Source organism: Psychrobacter sp. SC65A.3 (assembly GCF_025642195.1).
GTDB classification, from domain to species: domain Bacteria; phylum Pseudomonadota; class Gammaproteobacteria; order Pseudomonadales; family Moraxellaceae; genus Psychrobacter; species Psychrobacter cryohalolentis.
This window is the reverse complement of the sequence record NZ_CP106752.1, coordinates 1,827,493-1,843,919: the sequence shown is the minus strand read 5'-3', so window position 1 is coordinate 1,843,919 and position 16,427 is coordinate 1,827,493. Positions and strand designations below refer to the sequence as shown.

Here is a 16,427-nt window from a genome sequence, read left to right as displayed (position 1 = left end):
ATTTTTATCCTTAACTATCAATGTTTTTATCATTACAGAGTCTTACTTGCGCGCTCATTGTAGTATTTTACGAGCATTTTCGCTAAGATAATGGGTTAAGTTTTATATTGATGTTCTCTTTACCCTTGATTTATGCATGATTTGCTTATGTAAGCGCTTTTTTATTGGCTAAGCGTACATGATTGCTAGGCTTGTTTTCTCTTATACTTTTAATTTAAAGGCTTTATGACTATGACCACACCTCTTGCAGACGCGATGTCTCAGCTCGTCATCTATGACTCACTTACTGGACGCAAGCAAGCATTCAAGCCGCTTGCCACGGGCAAAGTTGGCATGTATGTGTGTGGCATGACGGTTTATGATTATTGTCATATCGGTCACGCTCGAGTGATGGTTGGCTTTGATATGGCAGTACGTTGGCTAGCACAATTGGGCTATGACGTAAATTACGTGCGTAATATTACTGATATTGATGACAAAATCATCACTCGTGCTGCCGAAAATGGTGAAGAGATTGGCACATTGACCCAACGTTTTATTACTGCCATGCATGAAGATGCGACAGCACTTGGCTGCTTGTCCCCTGATGCAGAACCGCGTGCGACCGATCATATCGATGAGATGCAGCAGATGATTGAGACGCTGGTTAGTAATGACTATGCCTACGCGGGTGATAATGGTGATGTCTACTATGCAGTCGATAGCTTCGCAGATTATGGCAAATTGTCAAAACGTAACCTTGATGATATGCAGGCAGGATCACGGGTTGAAGTCGAAAATGACAAGCGCAATCCATTTGATTTTGTGTTATGGAAAGCGGCGAAACCGGATGAGCCGCAATGGGCATCAGCGTGGGGTCAAGGGCGTCCAGGCTGGCATATTGAATGCTCAGCGATGTCGACCAAATGCCTTGGTAATACCTTTGACATCCATGGCGGAGGTCATGATTTGCAGTTCCCGCATCATGAAAACGAGATTGCCCAATCTGAAGCAGCAACCGGCTGTGAATACGCGCGTAACTGGATGCACGTTGGTTTTATCAATGTTGATGGCGAAAAAATGTCCAAGTCATTGGGGAATTTCTTTACCATTCGTGATGTCATGGCAAAATACTTACCAGAAACGGTTCGTTTCTTCTTATTGTCGAGTCATTATCGCAGTCAAGTAAACTTCTCTGATAGTGCCTTGGACGAATCGCATAATAGCCTAAGCAGGTTGTATCAAGCATTAAAAGTTGCTGAACAACAAAAAGGTGAAGTACTTATTATCGATGAAGCCTTGATTAATAATGCCTACGCCAGTGCAGTGGGACAAGACTTTATCAAAGCCATGAATGACGACTTTAATAGCTCAACGGCTATCAGTGTACTATTTGGATTGGCGCGTGATATCAATAAAGCGAGTAAAGCAGAAGATGTAGAGACTGCATGGCAATTAGCGCAGCACTTAAAAGCTTTGGCGCAAACGCTTAATATTTTACAGCAGCCTGTGCAGCAGTTCTTGCAAGCCGTCATTGGTGAAGTAGCTGAAGATAGTTTAACCGACGAAGCCATTGATGGGCTAATCATCGAGCGCGCTGATGCCAAAACCAATAAAGACTTTGCGCGTGCTGATGAGATTCGTGTGCAGTTGAAAGAGGCTGGTATTGAGCTTGAAGACAGTCGTGCGGGCACCACTTGGCGCCGTGCTTAATGTAAGCATTGGTTTTTTGCGCTTGTTCATTCACAAACAATAATAAATTAAGCCAGCTATCTGCTGGCTTTTTTGTGTCTTCTGCATTAGCTTAATATCATACTTATTAGCAAGAGTTTTTGTATGCAAACTCCTTTCGGATTTCTCAGGACTCACTCTCTACAGTCTCATGCCCAATTTTTACCGCGACTGCTCTTTATAATTGGCAGCTTATTTATCCTATTAAATATGGCGTGCATTTCTGCTTATGCAGCAAGCAGTACTGAGGAAATAGACAGTCAAAATATTGAAGAGACAGTTACTACAAAACCAGAAAATTTGGTGGAGTATGCTGCGCAAAGAATCGATAAGTTAAAAGAAGAAGGAGTGACTGTTTCTGCCGTTGCAGCAGAGGTAATTAGCCCGCTAGAAAAAAGGACAGTGCAGCAAGCAGGTGTGCTACAAGGAGACTCTGGTCTCACTGGTGATTACAACGAAAACTACTATACGTTAGATAAGCTTAATGCAGGTTTGCCGCCCTTGTCTGAGCCGCCAAACTTGTCAACCCCACTTGCCACATTAGAGTTTTTCCAATCGGCAGTCATGAATCAGCAATATGATTTGGCAGCTTATGCACTAAATATGAACTTGATTGATAGTGAATCACAGTCGAATCAAGCAATGGATTTGGTCAAACAGCTTGATTTTCTGTTGATTGAAAAAAAGCTCTATGTTTTTGATGAATTGCCAGATCGTCCTGACGGTTTGATTGAGCCACCGCTTGGTAGCACGAACAGTATTCAAGGCATTCCTAGACGTTCGATTCAGCTGGGTTATATTGATTATCGCGAGCGCCGAGTACCCTTGCATCTAGAGCGTGTACGTATTGATGATAGTGCGCCTTTTTGGGTATTTTCAGCGCAGACGGTGGCAAATATTGATAAGCTTTATGAGCAATATCATCCGGCAAAGTTTGAGCGCTATCTGCCTAGTTGGACCAAGCTAAAGCTTTTTAATATTGCTATCTGGGAGTTTTTAGCGTTATTTATATTCTTCTCCTTTACCATGGGCATTGGCTGGCTGCTAAGTACTGCCGCTGGCAAGCTCCTCAATTGGTATGTCATGGATAAAGAAGGCAACCGTCTTGGCACCCTTCATCACAACGGTGTAGAGGATTTGGTCAATAAGCTGACAGTACCGCTAACCTTTACCATCAGCTTCTCATCGGTATTTACCTTGGTATCGGGCGGCTTCCCTTACTTGGATGCAGTCGCTTCCTCGACACGTCCGATTATTTGGATTGGATTGGTCTTTAGCGCCATGTGGCTCGGTATACGTGTTATCAATTTTTTTGCCAACCGCTATCAAGATATGCAGATTGAAAATCTAGGAGAGGAGCAGTTTGACAAAGTGCGCCGTCGTCGAACTTACGTATCGATATTTCGCCGCGTCTTCGTATTTGTCATGGTGTTGGGCAGTATTTGGATAGGTCTGAGTGAGTTTGCCAACATGGAAGGCTTTGGCAAAACCTTACTGACTTCGGCTGGCATTGCTGGCGTGGTCATTGGTATCGCCGCTCAACCAATACTGGGTAACATCATTGCTGGAGTACAGGTAGCAGTGACCCAGCCCGTACGAATTGGCGACAGTGTGATAATGGATGGCAACTTTAGTACCGTTGAAGACCTGCGTTATACTTATGCGGTACTAAAAACATGGGATGAACGTCGATTAATCGTGCCGATGCGCGAATTGATCACCGAAATGGTAGAGAACTGGTCGCATACAGAAGTGCATCAGACCTGTCCTGTGTTCTTATATATCGATTACGGCGCAGATATTGACGCCATTCGGCAGCAGTTTATTTCGGTAGTGAAAGACAATAAGCTTTGGGATAATAAAACTGAGCCTGAAATATTTGTCGTTGAGGTAACTGAAAAGACCATTCAACTGCGCGGCGCTGTTTCAGCGGTAGGCCCTGTAGAAGCATGGACACTGGCCTGTGAGATACGTGAGCAGATGCTTGATTATTTGTACCGTGAACAAAAGCATTATCTACCAGCTGAGCACCTTGTATTGAGACAAAAATAGTCAATGTCTATTGGTTTGGCGCTTAAAAAAATTGAATGTACAGCGTCACTATCGATAGACAGCTTTGGGTAAAACCTATTGACAAATATAGCATGCGATTTGCTTGCTTATTTGTTATAATATGGCGTTATTTTTAAGGGATAATTCAGTTGTTAAGCATTGTATAGTTAGATTTTGGGGCAGGTAAAGGGTGCTGTATTAGCCAGTCTGCTGAGCCAATGATTTAATGAGCAATGATAAATTGATGATGTGCCGAACGAATGTTTGTATTTAGTATTTGTTCCCCACGGTCTTATTATTCTCTGCTAGGTTTTGATAGCCTGAAGATTTTGATAAAACGTTCGTTGATTGTCTTGATGCTGTATTGCCCACCCATCAAAATAACCACTAATAGGGGTCTGTATGTTGCGAATTGTCGATGAAGCCTTAACCTTTGATGACGTTTTATTATTGCCAGCTTATTCAGAAATACTGCCAAAAGCTGCTAATCTAACGACCCGCCTAACAAAAAGTATCACACTAAATTTACCGCTAATTTCTGCTGCTATGGATACAGTCACTGAGTCTGAGATGGCCATTACCATGGCACAACTTGGTGGTTTAGGTATTTTGCATAAGAGTATGGATATCGATAAGCAGGCAATGCAAGTGCGCCGCGTCAAGAAATTCGAAGCTGGTACTGTGGTTGATCCTATTACTGTGCATCCAGAGATGACCATCGGTGAGTTATTAAGACTGACCCAAGACAATAACATCTCAGGCGTGCCAGTGGTTGAAAAGGGCACTGATAAAGTAGTTGGTATCGTTACTCATCGTGACTGGCGCTTTGAGACCAATCTGTCGTTACCAGTTAGCCATATCATGACGCCGAAAGAGCAGCTCGTCACCGTTAAAGAAGGTGAGAGCAACGAAAACATCAAAAGACTGCTACACGAGCACCGTATCGAAAAAGTTATTGTTATCAATGATGATTTCCGTTTGCGTGGTCTGATTACAGTCAATGACTTTGCTAAAGCTGAAAACAATCCAAATGCTTGTAAAGATGAGCAAGGTCGCCTGCGTGTGGGCGCAGCAGTTGGTACGGGCGCTGATACTCAAGCACGCGTTGAAGCATTGATTGCAGCTGACGTCGATATCATCGTTGTTGATACCGCGCATGGTCACTCAAAAGGCGTTATTGATAAAGTATCTTGGATTAAAAAACACTTCCCACATGTACAAGTGATTGGCGGAAATATCGCGACAGGTGATGCTGCAAAAGCCTTACGTGATGCTGGTGCAGATGCGGTCAAAGTTGGTATTGGTCCAGGATCTATCTGTACCACACGTATCATCGCTGGTATCGGTGTGCCGCAAATCTCGGCGATTGATAGTGTTGCAAGCGCTTTGCAAGACAGTATTCCATTGATTGCTGATGGTGGTATTCGCTATTCAGGTGATATGGCAAAAGCCATTGCTGCTGGTGCGTCATGCATCATGGTTGGCTCACTTATGGCAGGTACAGAAGAAGCGCCAGGTGAAGTTGAGTTGTTCCAAGGTCGCTATTATAAAGCTTACCGCGGTATGGGTAGCTTGGGCGCGATGTCAGGTCAAAACGGCTCATCAGATCGCTACTTCCAAGATGCCAAAGACGGTGTGGAAAAATTGGTGCCAGAAGGTATCGAAGGTCGTGTACCTTATAAAGGTCCAGTCGCTGGTATCGTCAACCAATTGGTAGGTGGCTTGCGCTCATCTATGGGTTATACCGGCTGTGCCACGATTGAAGATATGCGCAGCAAACCACAGTTCATCAAAGTTACCTCAGCGGGTATGAAAGAATCGCATGTGCATGATGTGCAAATCACCAAAGAAGCACCTAACTATCGAGTCGACTAATTATATCTTTGCCGCTATAGGATGCGATGACTCGCAGCTGTACAGTGTCAAGCGACGTTAAGATACAAACAGCCAACAATGCCTTGTTATTGTTGGCTGTTTTTTTTGTAAAATACAATCATAGATTATTCTAATAATTGATAACTGTTTGTCTTATCAAAACCATTGATGACAGTGAATGATTGAAGCTACTGAGCTTGCTTCCACGTAGGGGCTTTTACTTTTAGACTTAAGGAAAAATAATAATGAGCTACTTTGGCACTGATGGTATTCGCGGTAAATTTGGTGAGCTGCCAATTACGCCAGACTTTATCTTAAAGCTCGGTTATGTCACAGGATTGGTGCTGATAGAAAACAATCAAAATTCGCCGCGTAAGCCAAGTGTTGTGATCGGTAAAGACACGCGGTTGTCAGGCTATGTGATCGAAGGCGCACTACAAGCCGGCTTTAATGCCGCTGGCGTCGATGTATATATGTTAGGGCCATTGCCCACACCTGCTATCGCACATTTAACCCGTAGCTTTAATGCCGATGCAGGCGTGGTTATTTCTGCTTCACACAATCCATACTATGATAATGGCATCAAATTCTTCTCAGCCGACGGCAAAAAATTAACTGATGCAATGCAAAATGCTATCAATGATAAGTTGGACGCTATTATGGCGGCTGACGGTAATAACGATGCCGTAATGCCTATTCTTGATCCGGCACAATTGGGTAAAAATAACCGTATCGATGATGCGAAAGGTCGCTATATTGAATTCTGTAAAGGCAGCTTTCCCTATCAATATGATTTAGATCATCTGACTGTGGTCGTCGACTGTGCAAATGGTGCAGGCTATAGCGTGGCGCCTCGTGTCATGCGTGAGCTGGGCGCCAATGTCATAGCCATTAATAATAAGCCTGACGGCATCAATATCAATGCTGATTGTGGCTCAACCCATCCTGAAGGTCTGCAAGAAGCAGTGCTAAAATACGAAGCCGATGTGGGCATTGCTTTAGATGGTGATGGCGACCGTATTGTGATGGTTGATGAAGCCGGCAATTTGGTTGACGGCGATGGTATCTTGTATGTGCTCGCTACTCAAGGTCAAACAAAGGTGGCAGGTGTCGTTGGCACCCTAATGAGCAATATGGGTTTAGAGTTGGCGTTAGAAGCGGCTGATATTGAGTTTACGCGTGCAAAAGTAGGCGATCGTTATGTGATGCAAGAGCTTGAGGCCAACGGTTGGATATTGGGCGGTGAGCCGTCAGGTCATATCTTATGCTTGGATAAAAGCCGGACTGGCGACGCTATTATTGCAAGTTTGCAGATACTTGCAGTCATGCAAGCAAGAGGCAAAGCACTAAGTGATTTAACTGAAGGCTTTGAAGTATTGCCACAAAAACTGGTCAATGTACGCTTGTCTCAAATGCAAGATCCGTTTGAGCATGAAGAGCTAGTGGTTGCTTTTGATAAAGCTCGTGCTACTTTAGAAGGTCGCGGTCGCTTGCTTATTCGTCAATCGGGTACAGAGCCGATGATTCGAGTCATGGTTGAATCAGATGATGAGATAGAGTGTGATGTAATGGCGAATGATTTGGCAGATAAAATAAAAGCTATATTAGGTTAATAGTCTTTGATATAAACACACTAGAATAGCAAAATAAGGGACAATCATGAGTATGGATTTTAGCGATCAGCGTTTGTCATATGAAAAAGGTCAACTAGACCAACAGTCAGTACCAGCATCACCATTTGAGCTATTAAATGCTTGGATGCAGCAGGCTATAGAAGAAAACGTACAAGAGCCGTATGCTATGAGCTTGGCAACATGCGGGGCGGACAATAAACCCAGCGTGCGTATTGTTCTATTGCGTGAAATTACAGATAAAGGCATCGTTTTTTATACCAATTATGAAAGTGCCAAGGGTCAAGATATCGCTGAAAACCCCAATGCCGAAGCGCTGTTTTTTTGGCACAAGCTTGAGCGTCAGATTCGTATCAGCGGCAGTATTGCTAAAATTGATGCTGATAAATCTGCTGCTTACTTTCAAAAACGCCCGCACGATAGCCAAGTAGGCGCATGGGTTAGCCAACCACAAAGCGGTGAAGTTGCTAATCGCGATGTGATGGAGCAGACGTTTGAGCAATTGAAAACAGACTATCCAGAAGGTGCAGCCGTACCAACGCCTGAGTTTTGGGGTGGTTACGAGATTACTGTCAATGAGATTGAGTTTTGGCAAGGTCGCGCCAATCGAATGCATGACCGTATTGTCTATCATAAAGAGGCGGATGGTAGTTTTAGCACCAAACGCTTATTGCCTTAAACGTAATCAATAGCGCATGATATGGGCTTAGAAGAAGTTCATGTTTATAAAAAAGCCACTTTACCTGTCGTATTCATATGGCAAAAAAAGTGGCTTTTTTTATTTCTTTAATAGTGGAGCTATTTGGTATCAACATCTACCGAAACAGACATACCAGGACGTAGGCGGGCAAGGTCTGGCTGGTTAGAGTCTAAGTCGATGCGTACCGGAATACGCTGAGCAATTTTAATATAGTTACCTGTCGCAGGATTGGCAGCGCCAGCACTGAATTCACTGCCTGTTGCGGGTGATATATTGCTGACCCGTCCGCTAAACCGTGTACCACCTAAGGCATCCACATGAATAGTGGCCGCTTCACCAATGGTCATATTTGCCACTTGCGTCTCTTTAAAGTTGGCAATAATCCATACGCCTTTTGGTACGATATACATAAGCTGCGTACCAGCAGTGACATATTGTCCTGTTTTAACGCTCAACTGACTCAGTTGTCCCGATTCAGGAGCACGGATTATGGTGTTGTCCAAGTTAATCTGTGCTTGTTTTGCGGCAGCTTCAGCATTTTTGATATTGGCATCCAATGAAGAGCGGCTAGCCGTCGTTTTTTTGCTGCCCTCGACTGCCACTTGTAAATTGGCTTCCGCTTGTTGGACACCAGCTTGTGCTTTTGCTAATTGAGCTTCAGCATGGGCAACATCTGCACTTGATACTGCACCAATGGCAATCAAGCCCTGATAACGGTTGACGTCCTCTCGGGCACTGTCGACACTCACTTTGGCGCTATAAACATCTGCCTCACGTGCCTGAATCTGTGCTTGGCTGGTGCCAGTATCTTGCGCATTACTAGAGCGATTGGTTAACGCAATATCGATATTCGCCTGCGCTTGTTCGAGCTGCTGCTGAAAAGTACGGTCATCTATTTTTACCAATAAGTCACCAGCTGCAACATTCGCAAAATCTTCTACTGCTACTTCTGTCACATAACCTGACACTTGCGGACTGATAATGGTGGTTTGTCCTTTAACAAAAGCATTATTGGTTTGCTGCATGGTTGGGGTAAAAGGTGGCAGTTTCCACGCATAGAGAATGAGTGCCACACCAATAACAATCAGTGCAATCAGTAAGGCTAAATTAAAAAACGACTTCTTTTTGGGCGACCAACCTGCTGGCGCAGGAATAGATTCAGTAGGTGGCATCGGTGTATCATCTTTGCCATCGCCTGCCTCAGTGCTGTCTATTTTATTTGTATCAGCGGCGTCTATAGGCTCATTGGTATTCGTAGGTAAGTCATCAGAAGGGTCGGTTTGAATCCGAGTTGCAGGCATAGTCGGTTCAGGTTGAATGGCTGCTATATTGGTATTTGTGTCATTATTGGAAGCCACGTATGACTGTGATGGTGTATCCACAACCGCTTGATTTGATAATGATTCACTAGCTTGAGCATTTTCAACAGTTTTAGCTGTTTTGTTAGGGGTGCTTGCGTCATCAACGCGGTTCGGTTTGTCTTCGTTCATGACACGCTCCTAAAGGATTTAATAAGCATAATAGATAACGTTACAATAATAATAAGAGAGAATAGGCGCTATAGAATACACAATAGCATTTGCACTATCTGCTATTTTTTGCCCATCATTTCTGCTAACGCGGCAAGCTCTTTACCAAGAGGATTGCGCTTATGATACAAATAATAGAAATACACCATTAATAAATAGATCGCGGTAATCGTAGCGCTCACTGCCATTAAAAAGAATAAATCATCATAAGCGGCAACGGTCGCTTGGCGCTGAATCCCTTGCAGCATTTGGGTCATTTGAGCAGGGTTGCCAGCAGTCATCGAGCTGACCATATCTGCATAGTGCATCTGCGTGCGAATAGTGGTAAAGGCTTGAATACCGGCGGCACCTGCTAAACCGCCAACCGTTTGTGAAATACCAAAAATCACCGAAAAGCTAATAATATAGGCAGGTCCATTGGCAATGGCACGAAACATCCCTTCAAATACCATCGGTCCCATAAAGTATACGGCAGCAAACGCAATGATAAACTGGCTAAAATAAAACATGACAGGTGTAGAGTTCAGTGACACACCCGTATCTATCCATGCACCAATCGCAATCAATGCCACGGCAAAAATCACCGGTCGACGTAGGTCCAGCGCATTGGTCGTAAAAATACTAAGCACCAATGCCAGCGCACTGGCCGCCAAAATAATGGCATAGAACACAATCAGCTGATCATTGCCATAACCGAGGTTAGCCAACAATCCTGCCGCACCAACGCTTTGTTCAGACAGCAAAATACGCATCACAGCGCCCGTTATCATAAAGGCGATAATCGTACGGCTGCGCATCCAACGTACTTGTAGCATCGGGTTTTTACGGTGGGTTTCAATCCACAATGCAATAGCAATGGTCACGACAGCGATGATAAGTGGATAGCTGAGCCAAGGCGTTGTCCACCATAAAATACGACCTTGTACCAAAAAAACTGCCAATGCTGCAAGACCAGTCGCAAAAAAAACAAAGCTGACAATATCCAGCTTTTCAAAGACTTTTTCCATATTACCGCGTGGCAGCTCAAGAAGGTTAATTAAGCCAAAGCATATCAAAGCTAAGCCTACTTGGAATAAAAACAAGCCTTCAAGTTGACCATCGGCGGCAAGATAAGGCGAGATGATGCGAGATAAAGGCACCCCAAACTGTACCAATCCAAAGCCCAAAATCAGCCCACTAATACGCCGAGCTGCTGGCATGCCTTGCAAACAATAAAAGATAGACAATACCGTCATGGCACTCGCAACCACGCCGCTAAAGCCACGGGCAATCAGCTCTAAATAATAAGGATCAATGCTAATTCCGGTGGTTGAGCTCAATAGATGACTACTGACTAACCACTGCATACTGGTCGCTGAGAGCAAAAAGAATAGTGTGATTTTGCTAAATAACGACATACCAAACTGTTGGCGAATTTTATAGAGCAGTACCGTGATACAGGCATTGGTCATATGGTAAGCGACTGATATCCAGCCACCCTCAACAGGGGTTAAGCCCATCTCGCCTTGGATTTGAGAGAGGTTGGCGACTAATAGACCGTTTTGAAAACTGGCAGTAATACCGATAAAAATACCGATCAGTAAGTAAAATACTTTTCGATAAGTAGGATGATCGGGTGTGGCAGGAGAGCCCAGCATAAACGGCTGTTCATGAGGTTTAAACTGATAGTCGGTACTCATGGGCTATCTATCATCGGTAACGACGGATAATGTAAATTCATGATAACGCTCCCAAGTATCAGGCGGTGTCTGATCAGCGCTAATAAGCGTGGTCGGTGCTCATCATACGGTTTTATTATTAGCGCTTATTCATTTAAAGGGCTATAAAAAATAGGTCACAGAACAATAAAAGCATAAAGATATAAAAACTCTAATACTTAATAATGCTGTATAAGAAAAAATAGCCCAAGAAGAGCTTGAGCTATTTTATCATAGTTTTTGATTATCGTTCGCATCTACGCGATTAACCGTGGGATTTATGTCAGAGTAGTCATATCATAATTTGCTTCCAAACGCATGGCGCGCTGATAGCTATCAAGGCTTGCCAGTTGTAGCGCGTATTCTTTAATATGAGGATAATCCTCTAACGCCTCACGCTTGAGAAGCATAATCAAATCAAACGACAGCATAAAATCTGCACCGCTTAGCTTGTTACCCACGATAAAGGATTTGCCTGCCACCTCGTCATTTAGATAGCTCAGTAGCCTGTGTTTTTCTTGAGCGATATACCCTTTTAAAAATGCATTATCACCAGCACCTGCTTTATTGGTAAATAATTCAAGCAAAAGCGGCAGCATCAGCGAGCTTTCAGCAAAGTTAATCCACTGTAAGTAATGACCATAATCTGCGCTATCGATAGCAGGGCGAAGATTATCAGGTGCAAACCGCTCAATCAACAGCTCAGTAATCGCACCTGACTCTGCATAAAGCTCGCCATCCATCTCAATAACCGGAGACTTACCAAGAGGATGTACCGCTTTTAGGCTATCTGGTGCTAGATGCGTTTTGGCATCACGCTGGTGGCTAATAATTTCATAAGGTTGTCCCAATTCTTCTAAAAGCCATAACGTCCGTAATGAGCGTGATTGATTGAGGTGATGTAAGCGAATCATTTAGTTAGCCTTTTTGCAGTGGATTTGATGCTATTAAGCCTGTATTTTAGCCATTAAACGCTTGGCGGCTTCTTCTGACGACGCCGGATTTTGACCCGTGATCAGCAAACCATCTTCGACCACAAACGATTCCCAATCAGAGCTTTTTTCATAGTTTCCGCCATTGGCTTTTAGCACATCTTCTAATAAGAAAGGCACGACGTCAGTGAGCTGAACCGCTTCTTCTTCGGTATTACTAAAGCCTGTGACCGTTTTGCCTTTGACCAGATACTCGCTATCGATTTTAACGTTTTTGAGCGCGGCAGGAGAATGGCAGACAAAAGCAACTGGCTTATCTTGTTTGATAAACGTCTCAATTAATTCAATCGAGTTTTTATCAACGGCTAAATCCCACATTGGACCATGACCACCAGGATAGAATACTGAATCAAAATCTTCCGCTTTCATATCTGCCAATTTTTTAGTCGTTGCTAGGCGTTCTTGGGCTTCAGAATCTTCTTTAAAACGTTTGGTATCTTTAGTTTGAGCATCCGGCGTGTCACTACTTGGGTCAAGTGGTGGTTGACCGCCTGCAGGAGAGGCAATCGTGATATTGACACCGGCATCTAAAAAAGCATAATAAGGTGCGGCAAATTCTTCTAGCCAAAAACCTGTCTTCTTACCAGTATCGCCCAATTTATCGTGTGAAGTTAGTACCATTAAAATATTCATAATTGTCCCTGTTTATTGTTGAAAGTTATTATTGAGGTTTATTATTAAAGCCTATCAGTACTGTGTTGCAGTCGGTATTGAAAGTTATTAACGCTATCAAAAACTAATAACGCTAAAAAACCGACTTCTGACAGTATTCATCTTTTAAGAATGACTTTCAGTAGCTGTCTTAACAAGTTATGTTGTTAACTGGTTATTTTCATGATTTTTTATGTTAGTTATTGAACGTCAGCCACTTTAATCACGGTTTTACCAAAGTTTTTGCCATCAAGCATGTCAAAGAAAGCTTGTGGCGCTTGTGCTAAACCATCAACTTGATGCTCTTTGGTTTTAACATCACCTGATTCAAGCCATTTGCTCATCGTAGCTAAGAATTCTGGAAAGTGATCGCCGTATTCTTCAAAGATAATAAAGCCTTTTATGGTTAGACGTTTACTGAGAATATTACCCATCAGGACACCCAAACGGTCTTTACCGTCCGGCAATTCAGTGGCGTTATATTGTGATATCAAGCCACATACTGGAATACGTGCGTGGGCGTTTAATAGTGGCAATACGCCATCAAAGACTTTACCACCGACGTTTTCGTAATAAATGTCGATACCATCTGGGCAAGCGATTGCTAGTTGTTCAGCAAAGTCATCGGCTTTATGATCAAGACAAACATCAAAGCCTAATTCGTCAACCGCGTAAGCACACTTCTCAGCACCGCCAGCGACGCCAACAGTACGTAAGCCTAACTGATTACCGACTTGTCCAACAGTTGCGCCAACAGGACCCGTTGCCGCCGCGACGACTAAGGTTTCGCCTTTTTTTGGTTTACCGATATCAGTCAAACCCATGTAGCCTGTGAAGCCGGGCATACCAAGCACACCCAAGCCATAAGAAGGGTTTGCCATATTTTTATCGAGCTTTAGTACGCCTTCGCCATCGCTGACACTATAGTCCTGCCAGCCCGAGTTCGATACTACCAAATCACCGACTGTAAATGTATCGATATTAGATTCGATAACTTGGGCAACCGTTCCACCTAGCATGACATCGCCAATTTCTAATGGGTCAGCGTAGCTTGCGGCATCACTCATACGTCCGCGCATATAAGGGTCAAGCGATAAATATACAGTGCGTAATAGCATCTCGCTTTGATTGGGTTTTGGAATCTCGCCAGTAGCCAATTCAAAATTATCGGCAGTTGGTGCGCCATGTGGGCGGCTGGCAAGTTTGATTTGACGGTTTTGTTGTTGATTTTGTTGTTCGTTAAAGCTCATGATAAAGCGCCTTATTTTATTTATTTTTGATTTTAAAGTTACCTGCCACTCTGAAGTGACAGGCTAGTGGTTTCTATAACGACAATATAACTATAGATAATTACTCAGAGAGTTAAGCGTTGCTAGTAATGGCACGCTCTAGAATACGACGTGATACTGCCAAGTCGTTTTTACCATGCTCACCCAATTTCACCATACCATGTACTTCTAATTGCTTGATAATAGGATCAATGGCAGCAGCATCTAACTCGACATCTGCTAAGCTGACCGGCAGTCCAAGCTCGCGGAAGAAGTTTTCAGTCTGTTTGATAGCCGCTTCAATGATGGCATCATCATTTAATTCAGTACCATTATCGTCAGCTTTAATGTTCCAAACGTTGCGTGCATATTGAAGCAATTTGTCTTTTTTACTGTCTTTAAGCTCACGCATGACTGATGGCAATACGATGGTCAGCGTGCGAGCATGGTCAATCGCGTGTAATGAGGTCAACTCATGACCAATCATATGCGTCGTCCAGTCTTGCGGTACACCAGTACCGATCAGACCATTTAGCGCCATAGTTGCCGTCCACATGATGTTTTTGCGAGTCTCTAAATTCTCTGGATCGGCTTTTACCGCTGCGCCTTCCTCAATCAGAATCTTTAATAAGCTCTCAGCAAAGGCATCTTGAACTTTCGCGTTGACCGGATAGGTCAGGTACTGTTCCATCACATGAACAAAGGCATCAGCCACACCATTCATTACTTGGCGTTCAGGTAAAGTCATGGTTTTGGTTGGATCTAAAATTGAAAATTTAGGGAAGGCAAGTGCATTACCAAACGGCAGTTTTGCTTGGCGTTCACTATAGTTAATCACGCCGCCTGAATTCATCTCAGAGCCAGTTGCTGGAATGGTTAATACCGCGCCCAAATCAACTGCTGAATCGATATCTCTGCAATAACTGGTGAGCGCATCCCATGCTTTATCGCGTGATACCGTACCGTCTTCTTCAGTCAATGACGATACCAGTGCGACAAACTTACTGCCGTCAAGCACAGAGCCACCACCAACGGCTAATAAGAAGTTGATATCGTGCTCATTGACCATATCAGCCGCTTTTAATAGCGTCGTAAATTCTGGATTGGCTTCGATACCACCAAATTCGAATATTTCGCGATTGCCACTGGCAGCTAATGCCGTTTTAACTTCATCTAACGTACCTGTACGCTGTGCTGAACTGCCACCATAGGTAATCAGTACGCGGGCATCTGTTGGTACAAGCTCAGCCAACTTCTCGATTTGACCTTCACCAAAGACGATACGGACGGGATTGTAATATTGAAAGTTATTCATAAGATTCCTAATATGTTTTCTGAGTATGAAAAAGGGATTTAAAAACTGAAAATAAAGTCTGCAACTTATTTGCATCTGTCTGCATTATATATTAATTAGACCGGTCGTCTAGTGATTATAGTAAATAGTTACAAAACTATCGTATAAGCATTTCAGCCGATATTAAGTTAATCGAATTATTCAGTTGGACTTTTAATAGTAGTAATTAATATTTTCTTCAAACAAAATATTAATAAGATATCCTTGTTCAACACTAGTTCATGGTAAGTTAAACAAGGAGGAGTAAGACGGAAGGATAGACAAAACGAGAGCTACAGAATGTAAATAGATCGTTTGTAAAATGAAAAAACTAGCGACCCATAGCGGTAGTAGTCATCAGCCATACTTCTGCTAATGGGGTATCCGTTTGACTAATTTTGGTCACTAAGCTGGCACCAAGCCATGCAAAATACCAACGTTTTGCCATACTCTCAGCCGCTACGTTAGCGGGATGAGGGACAGAACCGTCCGCCCAGCCGGCTTTAATTTGAGTTGCAAGCCATGTAATCGTTTGCTGATAGCCCGCATATAGGACTTTACGCATTGGCTCGGACATATCTGACACTTCAGCGCTAAGCTTTACTACCAAACATTTCTCATGAGCGCAGCCGCTTTGCTGTGTGTCATACCAGTTTTGGAAATAGTCATACAATTTCTGCTGGGCACTAACATCTTGTGAACCAATAGTATCAAGGCGCTGCTTATACTGGGTAAAGTAGTGGCTGATAATCGCCTCACCAAAGGCTTCTTTTGACGCAAAATAATGATAAAAAGAACCTTTGGGCACGCCTGCCGTATCTAATATTTGTTTAATGCCAACAGCGGTAAAGCCTTTTTGTGCGATGAGCTTATAGCCCGTCGTTAACAGATGGTCTCTGGTGTTCGATAATGCAATATTAGATAGCGAACTGTCTGGTTGAGTATGTTTTATAGCATTGGGTATAGACATGTGACTTATGTTCTCCTTA

General features: G+C 43.4%; 12 protein-coding genes. 5 read left to right on the top strand and 7 right to left on the bottom strand.

The genetic code is table 11. From position 1 onward, the window contains the following. The first annotated feature begins 255 nt into the window (after positions 1 to 255). The 5 genes from cysS (at position 256) to pdxH (ending at position 7,947) form a co-directional block, all read left to right on the top strand. The gene (gene cysS / locus OEG80_RS07740; protein ID WP_442792465.1) at positions 256 to 1,692 is read left to right on the top strand and encodes a cysteine--tRNA ligase; all 1,437 of its coding nucleotides are present in this window, start codon (positions 256 to 258) and stop codon (positions 1,690 to 1,692) included. Positions 1,693 to 1,920: 228 nt separating this feature from the next. Then, positions 1,921 to 3,762, top strand: a complete 1,842-nt coding sequence (locus OEG80_RS07735; protein WP_020443223.1) for a mechanosensitive ion channel family protein — start codon at positions 1,921 to 1,923, stop codon at positions 3,760 to 3,762. 402 nt (positions 3,763 to 4,164) lie between these two features. Then, on the top strand, positions 4,165 to 5,637 hold the full coding sequence (guaB, locus tag OEG80_RS07730; RefSeq protein ID WP_011280629.1) for an IMP dehydrogenase: 1,473 nt from the start codon (positions 4,165 to 4,167) through the stop codon (positions 5,635 to 5,637). Positions 5,638 to 5,882: 245 nt separating this feature from the next. Further along, positions 5,883 to 7,250, top strand: coding sequence for a phosphoglucosamine mutase (glmM, locus tag OEG80_RS07725; protein ID WP_263240191.1), 1,368 nt, complete (start codon positions 5,883 to 5,885; stop codon positions 7,248 to 7,250). 46 nt (positions 7,251 to 7,296) lie between these two features. Further along, entirely contained in the window at positions 7,297 to 7,947 is a 651-nt protein-coding gene (gene pdxH / locus OEG80_RS07720) for a pyridoxamine 5'-phosphate oxidase (RefSeq protein ID WP_263240190.1), read from the top strand. 119 nt (positions 7,948 to 8,066) lie between these two features. Here the strand turns inward: pdxH and OEG80_RS07715 are convergent, their stop codons facing one another. From OEG80_RS07715 to OEG80_RS07685, 7 genes are all read right to left on the bottom strand, one after another. Continuing rightward, entirely contained in the window at positions 8,067 to 9,458 is a 1,392-nt protein-coding gene (locus tag OEG80_RS07715) for an HlyD family secretion protein (protein ID WP_263240188.1), read from the bottom strand. A gap of 101 nt (positions 9,459 to 9,559) precedes the next feature. Beyond that, entirely contained in the window at positions 9,560 to 11,176 is a 1,617-nt protein-coding gene (locus OEG80_RS07710) for an MFS transporter (RefSeq protein ID WP_263240186.1), read from the bottom strand. A 296-nt stretch (positions 11,177 to 11,472) separates the two neighbouring features. Then, positions 11,473 to 12,108 (bottom strand): glutathione S-transferase family protein, encoded by a 636-nt coding sequence (locus tag OEG80_RS07705; protein ID WP_011513349.1) that lies wholly within the window; start codon positions 12,106 to 12,108, stop codon positions 11,473 to 11,475. Positions 12,109 to 12,141: 33 nt separating this feature from the next. After that, complete coding sequence (locus OEG80_RS07700) at positions 12,142 to 12,819, bottom strand: type 1 glutamine amidotransferase domain-containing protein (RefSeq protein ID WP_263240184.1); 678 nt, start codon at positions 12,817 to 12,819, stop codon at positions 12,142 to 12,144. A 218-nt stretch (positions 12,820 to 13,037) separates the two neighbouring features. Next, entirely contained in the window at positions 13,038 to 14,087 is a 1,050-nt protein-coding gene (locus OEG80_RS07695; RefSeq protein WP_263240183.1) for an NADP-dependent oxidoreductase, read from the bottom strand. A gap of 112 nt (positions 14,088 to 14,199) precedes the next feature. Further along, entirely contained in the window at positions 14,200 to 15,420 is a 1,221-nt protein-coding gene (locus OEG80_RS07690) for an iron-containing alcohol dehydrogenase (protein WP_263240181.1), read from the bottom strand. Positions 15,421 to 15,769: 349 nt separating this feature from the next. Beyond that, positions 15,770 to 16,408, bottom strand: a complete 639-nt coding sequence (locus tag OEG80_RS07685) for a TetR/AcrR family transcriptional regulator (protein WP_020443230.1) — start codon at positions 16,406 to 16,408, stop codon at positions 15,770 to 15,772. Positions 16,409 to 16,427 lie beyond the last annotated feature (19 nt).

What these genes read in the sequence shown, in the direction of transcription:
- OEG80_RS07695 (WP_263240183.1), bottom strand. Translation starts at nt 14,087, where the DNA reads ATGAGCTTTAACGAACAACAAAATCAACAACAAAACCGTCAAATCAAA.
- OEG80_RS07735 (WP_020443223.1), top strand. Translation starts at nt 1,921, where the DNA reads ATGGCGTGCATTTCTGCTTATGCAGCAAGCAGTACTGAGGAAATAGAC.
- OEG80_RS07710 (WP_263240186.1), bottom strand. Translation starts at nt 11,176, where the DNA reads ATGAGTACCGACTATCAGTTTAAACCTCATGAACAGCCGTTTATGCTG.
- OEG80_RS07715 (WP_263240188.1), bottom strand. Translation starts at nt 9,458, where the DNA reads ATGAACGAAGACAAACCGAACCGCGTTGATGACGCAAGCACCCCTAAC.
- OEG80_RS07685 (WP_020443230.1), bottom strand. Translation starts at nt 16,408, where the DNA reads ATGTCTATACCCAATGCTATAAAACATACTCAACCAGACAGTTCGCTA.
- pdxH (WP_263240190.1), top strand. Translation starts at nt 7,297, where the DNA reads ATGAGTATGGATTTTAGCGATCAGCGTTTGTCATATGAAAAAGGTCAA.
- OEG80_RS07700 (WP_263240184.1), bottom strand. Translation starts at nt 12,819, where the DNA reads ATGAATATTTTAATGGTACTAACTTCACACGATAAATTGGGCGATACT.
- OEG80_RS07705 (WP_011513349.1), bottom strand. Translation starts at nt 12,108, where the DNA reads ATGATTCGCTTACATCACCTCAATCAATCACGCTCATTACGGACGTTA.
- cysS (WP_442792465.1), top strand. Translation starts at nt 256, where the DNA reads ATGTCTCAGCTCGTCATCTATGACTCACTTACTGGACGCAAGCAAGCA.
- glmM (WP_263240191.1), top strand. Translation starts at nt 5,883, where the DNA reads ATGAGCTACTTTGGCACTGATGGTATTCGCGGTAAATTTGGTGAGCTG.
- OEG80_RS07690 (WP_263240181.1), bottom strand. Translation starts at nt 15,420, where the DNA reads ATGAATAACTTTCAATATTACAATCCCGTCCGTATCGTCTTTGGTGAA.
- guaB (WP_011280629.1), top strand. Translation starts at nt 4,165, where the DNA reads ATGTTGCGAATTGTCGATGAAGCCTTAACCTTTGATGACGTTTTATTA.